16 protein-coding genes are annotated in these 14,320 nt (G+C 66.8%); 8 read left to right on the top strand and 8 right to left on the bottom strand.

Annotated features, from left to right (window positions below):
- Positions 1 to 217 precede the first annotated feature (217 nt).
- The 3 genes from zupT to H9654_RS14415 all read right to left on the bottom strand — a co-directional run bounded on the left by zupT (position 218) and on the right by H9654_RS14415 (position 1,889).
- Positions 218 to 1,027: a zinc transporter ZupT gene (zupT, locus tag H9654_RS14405; protein WP_191771480.1), complete on the bottom strand. Its 810-nt coding sequence runs from the start codon at positions 1,025 to 1,027 to the stop codon at positions 218 to 220.
- A gap of 95 nt (positions 1,028 to 1,122) precedes the next feature.
- On the bottom strand, positions 1,123 to 1,542 hold the full coding sequence (locus H9654_RS14410) for an energy transducer TonB (protein ID WP_191771482.1): 420 nt from the start codon (positions 1,540 to 1,542) through the stop codon (positions 1,123 to 1,125).
- Between the two features lie 5 nt (positions 1,543 to 1,547).
- On the bottom strand, positions 1,548 to 1,889 hold the full coding sequence (locus tag H9654_RS14415; RefSeq protein ID WP_042613277.1) for a 4a-hydroxytetrahydrobiopterin dehydratase: 342 nt from the start codon (positions 1,887 to 1,889) through the stop codon (positions 1,548 to 1,550).
- Positions 1,890 to 1,984: 95 nt separating this feature from the next.
- Here H9654_RS14415 and H9654_RS14420 point away from each other — a divergent pair, with 95 nt between their 5' ends.
- The gene (locus H9654_RS14420) at positions 1,985 to 2,584 is read left to right on the top strand and encodes an NfuA family Fe-S biogenesis protein (protein ID WP_101098566.1); all 600 of its coding nucleotides are present in this window, start codon (positions 1,985 to 1,987) and stop codon (positions 2,582 to 2,584) included.
- A 10-nt stretch (positions 2,585 to 2,594) separates the two neighbouring features.
- Positions 2,595 to 4,367, top strand: coding sequence for a hypothetical protein (locus tag H9654_RS14425; RefSeq protein WP_191771484.1), 1,773 nt, complete (start codon positions 2,595 to 2,597; stop codon positions 4,365 to 4,367).
- A 4-nt stretch (positions 4,368 to 4,371) separates the two neighbouring features.
- Here the strand turns inward: H9654_RS14425 and H9654_RS14430 are convergent, their stop codons facing one another.
- Together H9654_RS14430 and H9654_RS14435 are read right to left on the bottom strand one after the other, a co-directional pair.
- A complete protein-coding gene (locus H9654_RS14430; RefSeq protein ID WP_191771485.1) occupies positions 4,372 to 4,788 on the bottom strand; it encodes a barstar family protein in 417 nt (138 codons plus the stop codon).
- Positions 4,785 to 5,237 (bottom strand): guanyl-specific ribonuclease, encoded by a 453-nt coding sequence (locus H9654_RS14435; RefSeq protein ID WP_191771487.1) that lies wholly within the window; start codon positions 5,235 to 5,237, stop codon positions 4,785 to 4,787. Before H9654_RS14435 ends, H9654_RS14430 begins: the two co-directional genes overlap by 4 nt.
- A gap of 199 nt (positions 5,238 to 5,436) precedes the next feature.
- Between H9654_RS14435 and H9654_RS14440 the strand changes: the two genes are divergently transcribed.
- Positions 5,437 to 6,048, top strand: coding sequence for a superoxide dismutase (locus tag H9654_RS14440; protein WP_191771489.1), 612 nt, complete (start codon positions 5,437 to 5,439; stop codon positions 6,046 to 6,048).
- A gap of 82 nt (positions 6,049 to 6,130) precedes the next feature.
- On the opposite strand, the gene H9654_RS14445 is transcribed toward H9654_RS14440, so the two are convergent.
- Entirely contained in the window at positions 6,131 to 6,949 is an 819-nt protein-coding gene (locus tag H9654_RS14445; protein WP_191771491.1) for an endonuclease/exonuclease/phosphatase family protein, read from the bottom strand.
- A 155-nt stretch (positions 6,950 to 7,104) separates the two neighbouring features.
- Here H9654_RS14445 and H9654_RS14450 point away from each other — a divergent pair, with 155 nt between their 5' ends.
- Together H9654_RS14450 and H9654_RS14455 are read left to right on the top strand one after the other, a co-directional pair.
- Positions 7,105 to 8,667, top strand: a complete 1,563-nt coding sequence (locus tag H9654_RS14450) for a POT-type proton-dependent oligopeptide transporter (protein ID WP_191771493.1) — start codon at positions 7,105 to 7,107, stop codon at positions 8,665 to 8,667.
- Between the two features lie 7 nt (positions 8,668 to 8,674).
- On the top strand, positions 8,675 to 9,298 hold the full coding sequence (locus H9654_RS14455) for a rhomboid family intramembrane serine protease (protein ID WP_191771502.1): 624 nt from the start codon (positions 8,675 to 8,677) through the stop codon (positions 9,296 to 9,298).
- A 25-nt stretch (positions 9,299 to 9,323) separates the two neighbouring features.
- Here the strand turns inward: H9654_RS14455 and H9654_RS14460 are convergent, their stop codons facing one another.
- Positions 9,324 to 9,509, bottom strand: coding sequence for a hypothetical protein (locus tag H9654_RS14460; protein WP_101098559.1), 186 nt, complete (start codon positions 9,507 to 9,509; stop codon positions 9,324 to 9,326).
- A 199-nt stretch (positions 9,510 to 9,708) separates the two neighbouring features.
- On the opposite strand from H9654_RS14460, the gene H9654_RS14465 reads away from it, so the two are divergent.
- Genes H9654_RS14465 through cfa form a run of 3 tightly spaced genes read left to right on the top strand, consistent with a single transcriptional unit; the run spans position 9,709 to position 12,070 of the window.
- Positions 9,709 to 10,008 carry a GNAT family N-acetyltransferase gene (locus H9654_RS14465; RefSeq protein WP_191771504.1) on the top strand — a complete coding sequence of 100 codons (300 nt, stop codon included), beginning with the start codon at positions 9,709 to 9,711 and terminating at the stop codon, positions 10,006 to 10,008.
- A 38-nt stretch (positions 10,009 to 10,046) separates the two neighbouring features.
- Complete coding sequence (locus tag H9654_RS14470; RefSeq protein ID WP_406833482.1) at positions 10,047 to 10,937, top strand: DUF3298 and DUF4163 domain-containing protein; 891 nt, start codon at positions 10,047 to 10,049, stop codon at positions 10,935 to 10,937.
- Positions 10,938 to 10,951: 14 nt separating this feature from the next.
- Positions 10,952 to 12,070, top strand: a complete 1,119-nt coding sequence (gene cfa / locus H9654_RS14475) for a cyclopropane fatty acyl phospholipid synthase (protein WP_191771506.1) — start codon at positions 10,952 to 10,954, stop codon at positions 12,068 to 12,070.
- A 71-nt stretch (positions 12,071 to 12,141) separates the two neighbouring features.
- Here the strand turns inward: cfa and H9654_RS14480 are convergent, their stop codons facing one another.
- Positions 12,142 to 14,310, bottom strand: a complete 2,169-nt coding sequence (locus H9654_RS14480; RefSeq protein WP_191771508.1) for a M3 family metallopeptidase — start codon at positions 14,308 to 14,310, stop codon at positions 12,142 to 12,144.
- Between the last annotated feature and the right edge of the window lie 10 nt (positions 14,311 to 14,320).

Below are 14,320 nucleotides of genomic sequence, written 5' to 3' on the forward strand. Positions count from 1 at the left end.
GGTTTTCTAGCCGCATCCCGGGTTGGGCCGGGCGCCGGGGCTGTGCGGGGGACGGCAAAAGCCGCTCCTGCGGGCCTCGTTTCGCGCCATCCATGGCGCTCTACGCCCCCGCCCCCCCCCCCCCCCCCCCCCCCCCCCCCCCCCCCCGGACCTGCCCCAGAAGGCAGCTTCAGCAGGCCGCCACCCGCGAGGGGGTTTCACCCGTTCGCCAACCCACTCACCACTTGAATAGCACCAGGCTCAACGCCAGGGTCATCATGCCCGCCACCAGCCCGTACACCGTTTCGTGGCCCTGCGCGTAGCGCTTGGCCGCCGGCAGCAGCTCGTCCAGCGCCAGGAACACCATCACCCCGGCGATCAGCCCGAATACCCAGCCGAAGGTGGCGTGGTTCAGCGAGCCGGACAACAGGAAATAGCCGATCGCCGCGCCGATCGGCTCGGCCAGGCCGGACAGCAGGCTCGCCGCGAAGGCGTAGAACTTGTTCTGCGTGGCGAAGTACACCGGCACCGCGATGGCGATGCCTTCGGGGATGTTGTGGATGGCGATGGCGAAGGCCAGCGGCATGCCCACCGATGGGCTTTCCAGCGTGGCGAAGAAGGTTGCCAGGCCTTCCGGGAAGTTGTGCGCGGTGATCGCCACGGCGGTCAGCAGGCCGACCCGCTTGATATAGGCCTTGTTGTCGGCGCGGAAGCCCGGATCCTTCGCGTCCAGGCTCTCGTGCGGGTTGGGGATCAGGTGGTCGATGCCCATGATCACCAGGATGCCCAGCAGGAAAGCGAGGGTGCCATAGGTGAAGCCGAGGCGCGGATCGTAGGCCTGGGTGAACGAGTCGATCGACTTGTTGAGGATCTCCGACAACGACACGTAGACCATCGCGCCGCCGGCAAACGCCAGCCCGAAGGCCAGCAGGCGAGGGTTGGGACGTTTTGCGAACAACACCATCAGGCTGCCGAGCGCGGTGGCCAGACCCGCGGCCAGGGTGACCGCCAAGGCGATCCAGACGTTCTCGGTGGAAATCTGCAGCATCTGCCGGTGCAATCCTTCAGCTGGCGATCACCCCGCTCGGGCGGGGCGTTGGGGAGGGAGGGAGGACGCCGGCGGGCCGTGGCGGAAGGCTGGCATCAGCCGCCGCGGCGCAGGCGTTCTTCCACCGCGAAGCATTCATCCGGGCGCGGCTGCGGCGGGTTGAAACTCACCGGCACCTGGATCGTGGCGGGCATCTTCTGGCCGTTGCGGCTGGCGGCGTTGAACTGCCAGCCCTGCACGGCGGTGCGTGCCTGTTCGTCCAGCTGCGGGTTGCCGCTGCTGGTCAGCTGGGTCACTTCGGTAGGCTTGCCTTCCACTCCCACCACGACCTTCAGAGTGGTGGTGCCGCCCACGCCGCTGCAGGCCAGTTCGATCGGGTACTGCGGCGGCGGGGTCTTGACCGCGGCGACTTCGGTCGGCGGGGTGGCCGGCGCGGCCGGGGTCGCCGGCTCGCCGGAGCCACAGGCGGCCAGGCCGGTGGCGAGCAGGGGCAGGATCAACAGGCGCAGGGTCATGGCAGTCACTCCGTCAGGGCCGATGCTTTGGCAGCGCAGATGAAATCGTTCTCGCTCAGCCCGCCCACGTCGTGCGTGGAATAACGCACCACGGCGCGGTCGTAATGCACCCCCAGGTCGGGGTGGTGGTCCTCGCGGTGGGCGATGAAGGCCAGCGCATTGACGAAGGCGAGCGTGTGGTAATAGTCCTTGAAGCGGAAGGTACGCTGCAGGGCCTGGCCATTCTCGACCAGTTCCCAGCCGGGCACCTGCGGCAGCAGTTCCGCCAGCCGGGCCTGCCCCAGGCGGTGCTCGTTGCCCCGGCGGGGGATGCAATGGGCCTGTTCCAGCGGGACCAGATCGTTCATGGAATGCTCTACCTCTGAAATCGTTGACTGAACATTGCGCGGTCCAGTGTATAAACCGAATGATCGCGTAACAGGTACTTCGTTAGAATAGCCCGATGATCCAGATCTCCGACACCGCCCAGACCCATTTCCGCAAGTTGATCGAACGCGAAGGCGTGCCTGGCATGGGCGTGCGCGTGTCTGCGGTCGACCCCGGCACCCCCCGCGCCGATGCCCGGCTTGAGTTCGCCGAACCGGCCGACCTGCTCGGCGACGAGTGGGCGGTGGACTGCGACGGCTTCACCTTGTACGTGGCCTCCGACAGCGTGGGCTGGCTGGACGGCGCCGAGATCGACATCGTCACCGGCAACGCCGGCGGCCAGCAGCTGACCATCAAGGCGCCGCGCATAAAGGGCGAAGCGCCCGGTGATGCGGCCTCGCTGGTGGAGCGCGTGCACTGGGTGGTGGAGAACGAGGTCAATCCGCAGCTCGCCTCGCACGGTGGCAAGGTCGCGGTGCAGGAAGTGTCCGCCGACGGCGTGGTACTGCTGCGTTTTGGCGGCGGCTGCCAGGGCTGCGGCATGGCCGATGTCACGTTGAAGCAGGGAATCGAGAAGACGCTGATGGGCCGGGTTCCGGGCATTACGGCGGTACGTGATGCCACCGACCACGATAGTGGGCAGGCGCCGTACATGCCGCGCGGCAACGTCGCCTGACGCCCGCTGCGTGCCGTCATCCCGGGCTGCGCAGTGGATCGAGGCCCTGCTGGCGCGCCAGCAGGAGCCGCCCATTCTGGAAAAGAAGACCGGCCTGCCGTATGGGTGGGCCATCTGGCTGCGCGCGCGTCCGCCGCTGCCGCGTCCCCAGCATGCACGTGAGCTGGTTGCGGTGCTGCTGCCGCGCCCACTACCGGCCAGCCGTGGGCGCCTGCCAGGACTGACGATGTGGCAGGCGCTGCGTCGCCTGGGATGGCAGCAATGGGATCCGGCCCCGCGCGACCAGCGCTGGATGCGCTGGACTTCCGCAGGGGTGAGCCTGCTGTTGCACCTGCTGTTTGCCTTCCTGCTGTTGTGGGTGGCACTGGTGCGTTCTTCGCAGCCGGATACCCAGGGTGGGGAGGGCGAGCGCGTGCAGGTGGAGTTCATCGGGCAGGGCGCACAGGAAGGTGGCGGCGAGCAGCCCGGCAGCGAGGCCGCAGCAGCTGCCGAGGCCGGTGCGGCTTCGGCGGACGGCCCAGCGGCACCCCCGTCCGAAGCACGGGACAGCGCGTCGGCAGCGTCCATCGCAGCGGCGCAGCCGGCCCCGGACGCAGCCGCTGCCGCGCCTGCGATGGTGTCCGAACCCACGCCTGCCGAGCCGACGCCGCCTGCACCGACGCCGCCGCTGCCGACGCCGCCGGTACAGGCGACGGACGTGGCCGAGGCAACAACCGATTTCGTGGTGCCGCCGGTCAGCGTGCCGCGTACCGAAGTCACCGTGGTCCCGCGCCAGGCGGCGCCCTTGGTTCGCGAACGCGAGGTGCAGGTCGTGCAGGCCCCGGTCGTGCTCACGCCGCGTCCGGTGACGCCCGTGCGCACCCGTGCACCGTCTGAAACCAGGGTGCAGGTGCGTGAGCGCGAGGTCCCGCTTGCGGTGCAGGCGCCGACGCCGCTGCGACTGCCACAGTCAGATGTAGCGGTGCAGGTTGCCCCGCGTGAGCCCACCGTCGTGCGCGAACGCGAAGTGGCTACCGTGACCGCGCCTGCGATCAGCGTGCCGACGGTGCCCGGGCGCGAGCCGGCGCTGCGCACGCGGCCCACTACCGAGCCGACCGTGCGCGAACGTGCCGTTGCCAACGCCGCTGCCAGCGCCAACCCGCGCCCGTCAGCGACCGCGGCTGCCCAGGCCTCATCGTCTTCTTCAGCGGCTGCAGCGGCTTCGGCATCTACCGCCGCATCGCGCGCGCCGGGCCAGGCGGGTGCGCAGGCGCGTCCAACGCCGGGCAACTGGGCCACGCCGGCGCGCGGTGATGATTGGGGTGCATCCACCCGTGATCGTCCCGGCAGCAGTGCGGGCGCGCAGGCCAATCGTGATGCCGGGCAGGGCAGCGGCGTCTTCAACGCGGACGGCAGCGTGCGCGTTCCCGGCCAGGACGGCGCCGGCAACACCGATCGCGGTGCGCCTGGCGGTGACAACGATGGCTGGAGCCGCGACCGCATCGCGCAGTCCGGCACCTGGCTCAAGCGACCGCCGTATGACTACACCCCGACCTCGTTCGACAAGTATTGGGTGCCCAATGAATCGCTGCTGGCCGAGTGGGTGCGGCGCGGCGTGCAGTCGGTCGAAATTCCGCTGCCGGGTACCAGCACGAAGATTTCCTGTGTGATTTCGGTGCTGCAGTTCGGCGGTGGGTGCGGCCTCAACGATCCGAACATGCAGGACCAGCCGGCCATCGCGCGTCCGCCGCCGGACATTCCGTTCAAGAAAGAGCTGCAGGAAGACAACGGCAGCGTCCGCTGACCGCTCAGTATCCGCTGGACAGGAACGCCCACAGCGGCAGGTCCTGCTCGGCCCAGTACTGGCTGGCCTCGTCGAGGATATCCAGCAGGGTGTCGAAGCTGGCCGCGTCCTGCGCACGCAGGGCGTCGATGCGATCCAGGAACAGTGCGTGCCCGCCTGCGGCGCCCAGCCACGACAGGTCGCGCAGGTTGTCCGACAGCGCGTCCCAGTTGCCGCCGGACCCGGCGGGGAAATCCAGCTGCGCGGCAAGTCGTGCAAGCAGCGTACGTTTGTCTGCGACCCCTTCCAGATCGACCCGGCGCACCAGCAGGCCGGCATCGCGCATGGCGGCGGCGAGCGCGGCCTCGTCGCCCTGTCCTATCGCATACACGCCAGCGTTGTTGAGGTCATGCAGGCCCAGGCCGAAGGCATCGTGGGTCATGGCACGGCCCCCTGCGCGGGCACATTGAAGCTGCGGAAGCTCTCGTAATGATCGCTGGTGTAATACCAGGCGTCCGGTGGCTTGCCGCCGGTGATGATGCGGCGTGCGCCGCGGTTGCCGGCACCCGGCGTTTCCACGGTGTACTCGCGGTAATAACCGCGCTCGCGTTGCGGCAGCCGCTGCTCGCGGTTGCCGAATACGCTGCCGTCCTGGCGGTGCGGGAACGGGCCGCCGCGCTGGATCAGCGCGATCGTCTGGCGCGCTTCGGCAGGCAGAAAGCCCGGCAGCGCGGCATGGGGCGCCGGGGCGGCCGAGGTGGCCGCCGGCGCCGGCGTGCCGGACAGGCTGGGCGCGAACTGCGGCTTGGACGGGCGCTGCAGGAAATGGTTGCCCACCAGCCCGAGCAGCAGCAGGGCGATGGCGGTAATCAGCAGGCGGGGATTGCGCATGGCGACGGCAGGCGTGGAAACAGTGGCCACTGTAACGCCGCCGGACTGCATCGCGCATGAGGGCCACGCTGTCGCACCACGGTCACCTGCAGGACGAAGTTTCCTTTACATCCCTCTTGGTAATCTTCACACCTGTCCCCATCATTTACCGTGCACCACCTGGCGTCAGCCAGGTCCCCAAGCTACGAGGAGATGCACCATGGCCTACACCCTGCCCAAGCTGTCCTACGCCTATGACGCCCTGGAACCGCATATCGATGCGGCCACCATGGAGATCCACTACACCAAGCATCACCAGACCTACATCAACAACGTCAACGCAGCGCTGGAAGGCACCGAGTACGCCGATCTGCCGGTTGAAGAGCTGGTCAAGAAGCTGAAGTCGCTGCCGGAAAACCTGCAGGGCCCGGTGCGCAACAACGGCGGCGGCCATGCCAACCATTCGCTGTTCTGGACCGTGATGGCGCCCAACGCCGGCGGCAATCCGGTCGGTGAGGTGGCCAAGAAGATCGACAGTGATCTCGGTGGCTTCGACAAGTTCAAGGACGCCTTCACCAAGGCAGCGCTGACGCGCTTCGGCAGTGGCTGGGCGTGGCTGAGCGTTACCCCGGACAAGAAGGTCGTGGTGGAAAGCACCGGCAACCAGGACAGCCCGCTGATGGAAGGCAACACGCCGATCCTCGGCCTGGATGTCTGGGAGCACGCCTATTACCTGAAGTACCAGAACCGTCGCCCGGAATACATCGGCGCGTTCTTCAACGTGATCGACTGGAATGAAGTCGAGCGTCGTTACCAGGAAGCGGTTGCCTGATCGCAACAGCGTTCCGGTAGAAGCAGAAGGGCCGCGCACTCCAGCGCGGCCCTTTTTCGTTGCGCCGGTGCGCAGCGTCGCCTCAGCCGGCCGGAGCCTGCAGTCGCAGCACTGCCATCACGCCAAGTGGCAGCAGCGGCATTTCACCCTCGGCCGGCAGTTCGATGCGCTGCTGGCGCTTTCCGCTGAACGATTTGACCTGGAACAGCACGTCCAGCCCGTGGCTGTCGACGCTGCCGTTCGCCGCGCCGGGCTTTTCCGCCCGTGCCGAGGGGTTGCGCCGCGCCGGTTGGAAGCCGGGCATGCCGCGCACCACCTCGCTGCTGCTGGCGGAAAAATCACCGGCGACCAGGCTCGGGTGGCCGTCGGAGGTCGCGGCGATCCAGGCCATCAGGTCGTTGGTCTGGTGCTGGCGGTTGGCCGCGGTATCCGGCTCTGGCCGCAACCGTGCCACATAGATGTTGACCTGCCCCTCGCCGACGGCGACGCGCATCATGCCCGCAGCGCTGAAGCGTCCCGGGGGATGCAGCAGGGTGACGCCGTCTTCTTCCACGCGCAGCCGGCTGAGCATCGCGCTGCCGTGCCGCTGGGCCTGGCTGGGCGGATCGGAGGTGATGAAATCGCAGCTGTAGCGCAGCCGGCTGGCAAGCCAGCAGGCCGGATTGCGACGACCCTCCTGCAGTACCGACTGCACCGTGATCACGTCCGGTCGCAGGGTGGCCAGCAGCTGGGCGATCGCTTCGCGACGATGCTCCCAGCCCGGATCCTCCTGGGCGGGCAGCTGCAGGCTGGCCACGCTGAGTTCGGCAAGCGGACTGGCCGCCGCCGGCTGGGCACGGACCACCAAGGGAGCCAACAACAGGCCAACGCACAGCAACAGGGGGAAAGGAGGGGTGCGCATAACGATAAGTTTACGCTTGCGCCGTGCAGGCGTCGTGACCCCCGCAGCGTCTCTGCCACGCTTTTCGAGCGCTGTCATGCAGCCCTGCAGCGTGCGCTGGGTGCCTTGATTCCGGTAACCTTGGCGCTTTAGTGTCCGCAGGAAAGCCTTACAGGATGAGCCATAACGCAGTCGCCCCCGCCGGCAAGGGATCCATGCCGCGCCAGATCCCGTACATCATCGGCAATGAGGCCTGCGAGCGCTTCAGTTTCTACGGCATGCGCAACATCCTGGTGCAGTTCCTGATCACCTCGCTGCTGCTGCAGGAGATCACCGCCGAAGGCCGTGCCGGTGAAGCCAAGGACATCATGCACAGCTTCATGATCGGCGTGTATTTCTTCCCGCTGCTCGGTGGCTGGCTGGCCGATAAGTTCTTCGGCAAGTACCACACCATCCTGTGGTTCAGCCTGATCTACTGTGTCGGCCACTTGTGCCTGGCGCTGTTCGAAGGCAGTCGCGGCGGCTTCTTCTTCGGCCTGGGGTTGATCGCACTGGGCGCCGGTGGCATCAAGCCGCTGGTTGCTTCGTTCATGGGCGACCAGTTCGACCAGGGCAACAAGCACCTGGCGAAACTGGTCTTCGATGCCTTCTACTGGATCATCAACTTCGGCTCGCTGTTCGCCTCGCTGCTGATTCCGCTGGTGCTGAAGAACTGGGGTCCGCAGTGGGCCTTCGGCATCCCCGGCATCCTGATGTTCATCGCGACCTTCGTGTTCTGGCTGGGGCGCAAGCGCTACGTGCTGACTCCGCTGCCACCGAAGGACCCGCATTCGTTCGCCAACGTGGTGCGCACTGCACTGACCGCGCGCGTCGAAGGCCGCGGCCGTCCTGGCCTGGCGCTGGCCGTTGCAGGGGTGGTGTTGGCGATCGCTTCGTTCGGGCTGGTCGGCACGCTGGGAATCGTGATCTGCCTGTGCCTGGCGCTGGTCTCGGTGCTGGCAGGCATCGGTGGCGGCACCTGGATGCAGCTGGACCGGGCCCGTGCGGTGCATCCGGCCGAGGCCGTCGAAGGCGTGCGCTCGGTGCTGCGCGTGCTGGTGATCTTCGCGCTGACCACGCCGTTCTTCTCGCTGTTCGACCAGAAGGCCTCCACCTGGGTGCTGCAGGGCCAGCAGATGCAGATGCCCAGCTGGTTCACCGCCTCGCAGATGCAGGCCCTGAATCCGCTGCTGGTGATGATCCTGATTCCGTTCAACAACCTGGTGCTGTACCCGGCGCTGCGCCGTTTCGGCTTCGAACCCACCGCGCTGCGCCGGATGACCGCCGGCATCGCCTTCAGCGGCCTGGCGTGGGTCGTGGTCGGCGGCATCCAGGTGGTGATGGATGGCGGCAACGCGATGTCGATCTTCTGGCAGATGCTGCCGTACGCGCTGCTGACCTTCGGCGAAGTGCTGGTGTCGGCGACCGGGCTTGAATTCGCCTACAGCCAGGCGCCGCAGGCGATGAAGGGGGTGGTGATGAGCTTCTGGAACCTGACCACCACCATCGGCAACCTGTGGGTGCTGCTGTCCAACGCTGCGGTGCGCAACGATACGGTGACCCACCAGATCGCCAGTACCGGGCTGAGCGAAGCGGCGTTCCTGATGTTCTTCTTCGCTGGCTTCGCGTTCGTCGCCGCACTGGCCTTTGGCTGGTATGCGCGCCGTTACCGCATGGTCGACAACTACCGCGCCGCCTGAGCCTGACATGACGCCCGTAAACCTTCTGCTGATCGCCCTCACCGCCATCGTGTCCTACCTGGCGTTCAACAACCGCAAGCTGGCCGACCGGCTGATCCTGTGGCCACCGGCGGTGGATCGCCACCGCCAGTACGACCGGCTGGTGACCTACGGTTTCATCCACGCCGACTGGCCGCACCTGATCTTCAACATGATCACGCTGTTCTTCTTCGGCGGCCAGATCGAAACGGTGATGGTGCAGCTGTCCGGCAGCTACCTGACCTATCCGGCCTTCTATCTGGGCGCGCTGGTGGTGTCCATCCTGCCCAGCTACATCAAGAACCAGAAGAATCCCAACTACCTCAGCCTGGGCGCGTCAGGGGCGGTGTCGGCGGTGCTGTTCGCCTTCATCCTGCTCAGCCCGTGGACGATCATCCTGGTGTTCTTCATCCCGGCGCCGGCCATCCTGTACGCGGTGTTCTACGTGGGCTACAGCATCTGGATGGACAAGAAGGGCGGGGACCGCATCAACCACAGCGCGCATCTGGCCGGTGCGGCGTTCGGCGTGTTGTTCCTGCTGGCGATGAACCCGGGCATCTTCAACCACTTCCTGCGCGAGCTGTCCAACCCGCGCTTCGGCCTGGGCGGCTGAGGCGCGCGTAGCGACCGGCGGGCGGCTAGCGCGTCCGCGGGGTCCCGCTGTCCACGCCATAGGTATCCAGCAGGCGGGTGAAGACTTCCTCGCCGATCTGCTGGAACTGCGTCTGCTCGGTATGACCCTCCACGGCAAGCTGCAGCAGGCCTTCCAGCAGGGCGTCATCGGTGGCGGCTGCATCGGCGGACGGAGCAGGGGGGTGTCGCATGGGAACCTCCTGGGAAAGGGGCGGGCGGACCCGGCAGGGCCTTCCAGTGCGCCCCGTCGACAGGGGTATCGGCCGCGGCTGGCCACGCTTTAGCGGTCGATGTGTCCGGCGCAGATAGCGCTTGCCCCTGTTCAGGCTTCACACGATCATGGCGGCAGGCTGCGCACCATCAGCAGTGCTGCCCCAGGAGATCGGTCCCATGGCTTCGGTCACGCCCCCCGGATTGGCTTACGAGGTCACCCATGACGTGGCTGCGCACCGCTTCACCGCACGGGTGCAAGGTCATCTGGCGTTGCTGGATTACCAGCTCAAGCGGCGCCGCATGGTGATCACCCACACCGAGGTACCCGATGCGATCGGCGGGCGCGGCATCGCCGGGGAACTGACCCGCGTAGCGCTGCGCTGGGCACGCGACAACAGATACAAAGTGGTTCCCGCGTGCGCTTACGCGGAGGCGTTCTTTGAACGTCACGAAGAATTCAATGACCTGTTGGCCTGATCGGCCGACGGGGTTCGTTCCAGAAAGGAAACCGATACATGTTGCTGCCAGTCCAGGGGAAATCGATGAAGTCGTTGCGCCATAAACTGCCTGCCGCCGGGGTGCTGGGCGTGGCCATCGCGGCCATGCTGCTGGCCGGTTGTGGCCGCGAGGATGGCAACAGCGCTGGCCCCCAGCCTGCCGCCGCCGATACCGCCGGACAGCTGCCTGCGCCGGTGGCCGAAGCGCCCGCTGATGCACCGGTAGCGCTTGCCGATGTGATCGAGACCAGCCCGCAGGCGGTGGTCGGCATCAGTTATGCAGCCGGGCTGGACCAGTACCCAGGGCTGGCCAAGGCGCTGCAGGACTACGCTGCCGCTGCGCGTGGCGAGCTGCAGCAGGCCCTCGATGGGCTGGGCAACGACAAGCCGACGATGCCGTACGAGTTGTCGCTGGCGTTTGAAAAGCAGCTGGAAACCCCGGAGCTGGTGGCGGTGCGCGCCGAGGGCAGCCGCTACACCGGCGGTGCCCATGGCGAGCCGCTGGTCGCCCGCTTCGTCTGGCTGCCCGGCCCGCAGCAGATGCTGACCGCCGACCACCTGGTACCGGACGCCAAGGGGTGGAAGGCGATCAGTGACTTCGTGGCCGACCAGCTGCGCGAGCGCGTAGCGACGCGCCTGAGCAGCGAGGACATGGAGCCGGGCGCGCTGCAGGAATCGCTGCGCAGCGCCTCGCGGATGATCAACGAAGGCACCGGCGCCCGGCCGGACAACTTCCGCCAGTTCGAACCGATGACCGATGCCGCCGGCAAGGTGACCGGACTGCGGTTCGTGTTCCCCCCCTACCAGGTCGGTCCCTACTCCGAAGGCACGCAGACCGCCGAGGTGCCGGCGTCCGTGCTGGTGCCGCATGTGGCGCCGGAGTACGCCGGACTGTTCGCCCACGGCTGAGCAGGGAGGCGAGGGTGGACGCCGCGCTGCAGGTTCGGCTCACCGCGCTGATGCTTGAAGCCGGCGTCACCCTCGGCGGCGCGCGGCCCCAGGATATCCACGTCCATGACCCACGCTTCCACGCGCGGGTGCTGGCGGGCGGGTCGCTGGCGCTCGGCGAGAGTTACATGGATGGATGGTGGGATGCCAACCAGCTGGATTGCTTCCTGCTGCACCTGCTGCAGGCCCACCTGGACGAGCGCGTGCACAGTTGGCGTGAGCTGGCCGATGCGGTCCGCGCACGCCTGGTCAACGTGCAGGCCGGGCAGCGCAGTTTCGAAGTCGGGCGCCGCCACTATGATCTCGGCAACGACCTGTACGCGGCCATGCTGGGACAGCGCCTGGTGTACAGCTGCGGGTACTGGCGTCAGGCCCAGGACCTGGATGCCGCACAGGAAGCCAAGCTGGACCTGGTCTGCCGCAAGCTGGCGCTGCGTCCCGGCCAGCGCGTGCTCGACATCGGCTGCGGTTGGGGGGAAGCGCTGAAGTTCGCCTGCGAACGCTACGGCGTCAGTGGCGTGGGCGTGACCATCTCCGAAGAACAGGCCGCCTATGCGCGCGAGCGCTGCGCAGGATCGCCGGTGGAGATCCGGCTGCAGGATTACCGCGCGCTGGATGAGCGCTTCGATGCGGTGTTTTCCATCGGCATGTTCGAACACGTGGGCGAACGCAACTATCGCGCGTTCTTCGACGTGGCCCGGCGTTGCCTGGCGCCGGACGGCTTGCTGCTGCTGCATACCATCGGGCGAAATGTCAGCGGCCACCGCACCGATCCATGGATCGCCCGTTACATTTTCCCCAACTCGATGCTGCCTTCGGCGGCGCAGATCACGCGCGCGTTCGAGGGCCGCTTCGTGCTTGAAGACTGGCATGGCTTCGGCACTGACTACGACCTGACGCTGCAGGCATGGCGGCGCAATGTGGAAGCGGCCTGGCCGCGGCTGGATCGGCAGCGCAACGACGAGCGCTTCAAGCGCATGTGGCGCTTCTACCTGGCCGGTTCGATGGCCGCGTTCCGCTGCCGGCATGCCCAGTTGTGGCAACTGGTGCTGTCGCCGGAAGGCGTGCCGGGCGGGTACGTGGCGCCGCGTTGAGGCCGCCGGCGGGATAAAAAAAACGCCCGGTTACCCGGGCGTTTTCCATTCAACGTTGCTGCAGGCGCTGTTTATTTGCCGGCACCGGTCAGGCCACGCTTCTCCAGCAGCGGCTCGATCTGCGGCTCATGGCCGGCGAAGTCGCGGAACAGCTGCATCGCATCCACGCTGCCGCCGCGCGACAGCAGGGTCTTGCGGAAGTGGTCGCCGTTCTTGCGGCTCAGGCCGCCGTTCTCGTTGAACCACTTCTGGGTGTTGGCGTCGAGCACTTCGGACCAGATGTAGGCGTAGTAGCCGGCCGAGTAGCCGCCCATGATGTGGCTGAAGTACGGGGTCTTGTAACGCGGCGGCACCGGCGCGTAGAAGATGCCGTCCTTGGCCAGTGCGGCGGCTTCGAACTTCATCACCTCGGCGGCGGCCGGGACCTGGTCCGCGCTGATCTGGTGCCAGCGCTGGTCCAGCATCGCCGCACCCAGGTATTCGGTGGTGGCGAAGCCCTGGTTGAACTTGGCCGCGGCGACCACCTTGTCCAGCAGCGCCTGCGGCATCGCCGAACCATTCTGGTAGTGCTTGGCGTAGTTCTTCAGGATGACCGGATTGTCAGCCCACATCTCATTGACCTGCGAGGGGAACTCGACGAAGTCGCGCGGCACCGAGGTGCCGGAGAAATACGGGTACTTCACGTTGGAGAACATGCCGTGCAGCGCATGACCGAACTCGTGGAAGGTGGTGGTCACTTCATCCCAGGTCAGCAGGGTCGGCTTGCCGGCCGGCGGCTTGGGGATGTTGAGGTGGTTGGCCACCACCGGCTTGAAGCCGGACAGTTCGGACTGCGAAACGTAGGAGTTCATCCATGCACCGCCACGCTTGGATGCGCGTGCATACGGGTCGAAGATGAAGATCGCCAGCTGGCTGCCGTCGGCATCGAACACGTCGTACACGGTGACGTCTTCGTGGTAGACCGGCAGGTCGGTGCGCTGCTTGAAGGTCAGGCCGAATTCGAGTTCAGCGGCATGGAACACGCCGTCTTCCAGCACCGTCTTCATTTCGAAGTACGGCTTGAGCTGGGATTCGTCGAAGTTGTACTTGGCCTGGCGCACCTTCTCGCTGTAGAACGCCCAGTCCCAGGCTTCCAGCTTGAAGGTCGGCTTGCCGGCAGCCTTCTGTTCCTGGTCGATCATCGCCTGCAGGTCGGCGGCTTCGCGCTTGGCGTTGGCCACCGCGGCCGGGGCCAGCTGGCCCAGCATCGCGTTGACCGCTTCGGGGGTCTTGGCGGTCTGGTTGGTCAGGTTGTAGGCGGCGAAGTTGGGGAAGCCCATCAGCTTGGCCTTGTCGGCGCGCAGCTGCATGATGCGCGCCACCAGCGCGGTGTTGTCGAACTCACCGCCGCGGCTGCCGCGGGTGGTGGACGCTTCGTAGATCTTCTGGCGCAGCGCACGGTTGGCCAGGTTGGTCAGCGGCGGCTGGCCGGTGGTGTTGAGCAGGGTGATCACGTACTTGCCGTCCAGGCCGCGTGCCTTGGCCGCTTCGGCGGCGGCGCTGATCTGCTCCTGCGACAGGCCGTCGAGTTCCTTGACGTCATCCACGGTGATCGCCGAGGCATTCACTTCGGACTGCACGTTCTGGCTGAATTTGGTCCCCAGGTTGGCCAGCTCGGCGTTCATTTCCTTGAGCTTGGTCTTGTCCGCCTCGGACAGCTTGGCGCCGGCGCGTACGTAGTTCTCGTAGTACTTCTCAACCAGGCGAACGCCTTCGGCGTCCAGGCCCAGCTTGGCGCGGTCGTCATACAGCGCCTGGATGCGGGCGAACAATTTGCCGTTCAGCGCGATCGCATCACCGTGGGCGGCAAAGCGCGCCGAATAGTCGGCCTGCAGCTTCTTGCGGGTGTCATTGGTATCGGCACCGACCAGCGCGAAGAACACGGTGGTGGCGCGGTCCAGCGTTTCACCGCTCTTCTCCAGCGCGATCAGGGTGTTTTCGAAGGTCGGCTTGGCCTTGTTGTTGGCGATGGCCTCCACTTCCTTCAGCTGCTGGGCCATGCCGGCGTCGAAGGCCGGCGCGAAGTCGCTGTCGGTGATCTTGTCGAACTGCGGGTAGTGCAGCGGCAGCGGGCTGTCGGCGAAGAACGGGTTGGCCTGCTGCGCGGCGGTGCTGGCAGCCGGGGTGGCGGCGCCGGCGGAATAGGCGGGCAGGGCAAGGCCGAGGGTCATGGCCACGGCAAGGGCAAGGCGGGTGGTCAAGGCAAGGTAC

It is taken from the genome of Stenotrophomonas lacuserhaii (assembly GCF_014836545.1).
Lineage (GTDB): Bacteria > Pseudomonadota > Gammaproteobacteria > Xanthomonadales > Xanthomonadaceae > Stenotrophomonas > Stenotrophomonas lacuserhaii.

Excerpts from the sequence above, each read along its gene's own strand:
- H9654_RS14440 (WP_191771489.1), top strand. The coding sequence starts at position 5,437 with ATGGCCTACACCCTGCCCAAGCTGTCCTACGCCTATGACGCCCTGGAA.
- H9654_RS14420 (WP_101098566.1), top strand. The coding sequence starts at position 1,985 with ATGATCCAGATCTCCGACACCGCCCAGACCCATTTCCGCAAGTTGATC.
- H9654_RS14470 (WP_406833482.1), top strand. The coding sequence starts at position 10,047 with ATGTTGCTGCCAGTCCAGGGGAAATCGATGAAGTCGTTGCGCCATAAA.
- H9654_RS14410 (WP_191771482.1), bottom strand. The coding sequence starts at position 1,542 with ATGACCCTGCGCCTGTTGATCCTGCCCCTGCTCGCCACCGGCCTGGCC.
- H9654_RS14460 (WP_101098559.1), bottom strand. The coding sequence starts at position 9,509 with ATGCGACACCCCCCTGCTCCGTCCGCCGATGCAGCCGCCACCGATGAC.
- H9654_RS14450 (WP_191771493.1), top strand. The coding sequence starts at position 7,105 with ATGAGCCATAACGCAGTCGCCCCCGCCGGCAAGGGATCCATGCCGCGC.
- H9654_RS14430 (WP_191771485.1), bottom strand. The coding sequence starts at position 4,788 with ATGACCCACGATGCCTTCGGCCTGGGCCTGCATGACCTCAACAACGCT.
- H9654_RS14465 (WP_191771504.1), top strand. The coding sequence starts at position 9,709 with ATGGCTTCGGTCACGCCCCCCGGATTGGCTTACGAGGTCACCCATGAC.
- H9654_RS14455 (WP_191771502.1), top strand. The coding sequence starts at position 8,675 with ATGACGCCCGTAAACCTTCTGCTGATCGCCCTCACCGCCATCGTGTCC.
- H9654_RS14445 (WP_191771491.1), bottom strand. The coding sequence starts at position 6,949 with ATGCGCACCCCTCCTTTCCCCCTGTTGCTGTGCGTTGGCCTGTTGTTG.
- zupT (WP_191771480.1), bottom strand. The coding sequence starts at position 1,027 with ATGCTGCAGATTTCCACCGAGAACGTCTGGATCGCCTTGGCGGTCACC.
- H9654_RS14435 (WP_191771487.1), bottom strand. The coding sequence starts at position 5,237 with ATGCGCAATCCCCGCCTGCTGATTACCGCCATCGCCCTGCTGCTGCTC.
- H9654_RS14415 (WP_042613277.1), bottom strand. The coding sequence starts at position 1,889 with ATGAACGATCTGGTCCCGCTGGAACAGGCCCATTGCATCCCCCGCCGG.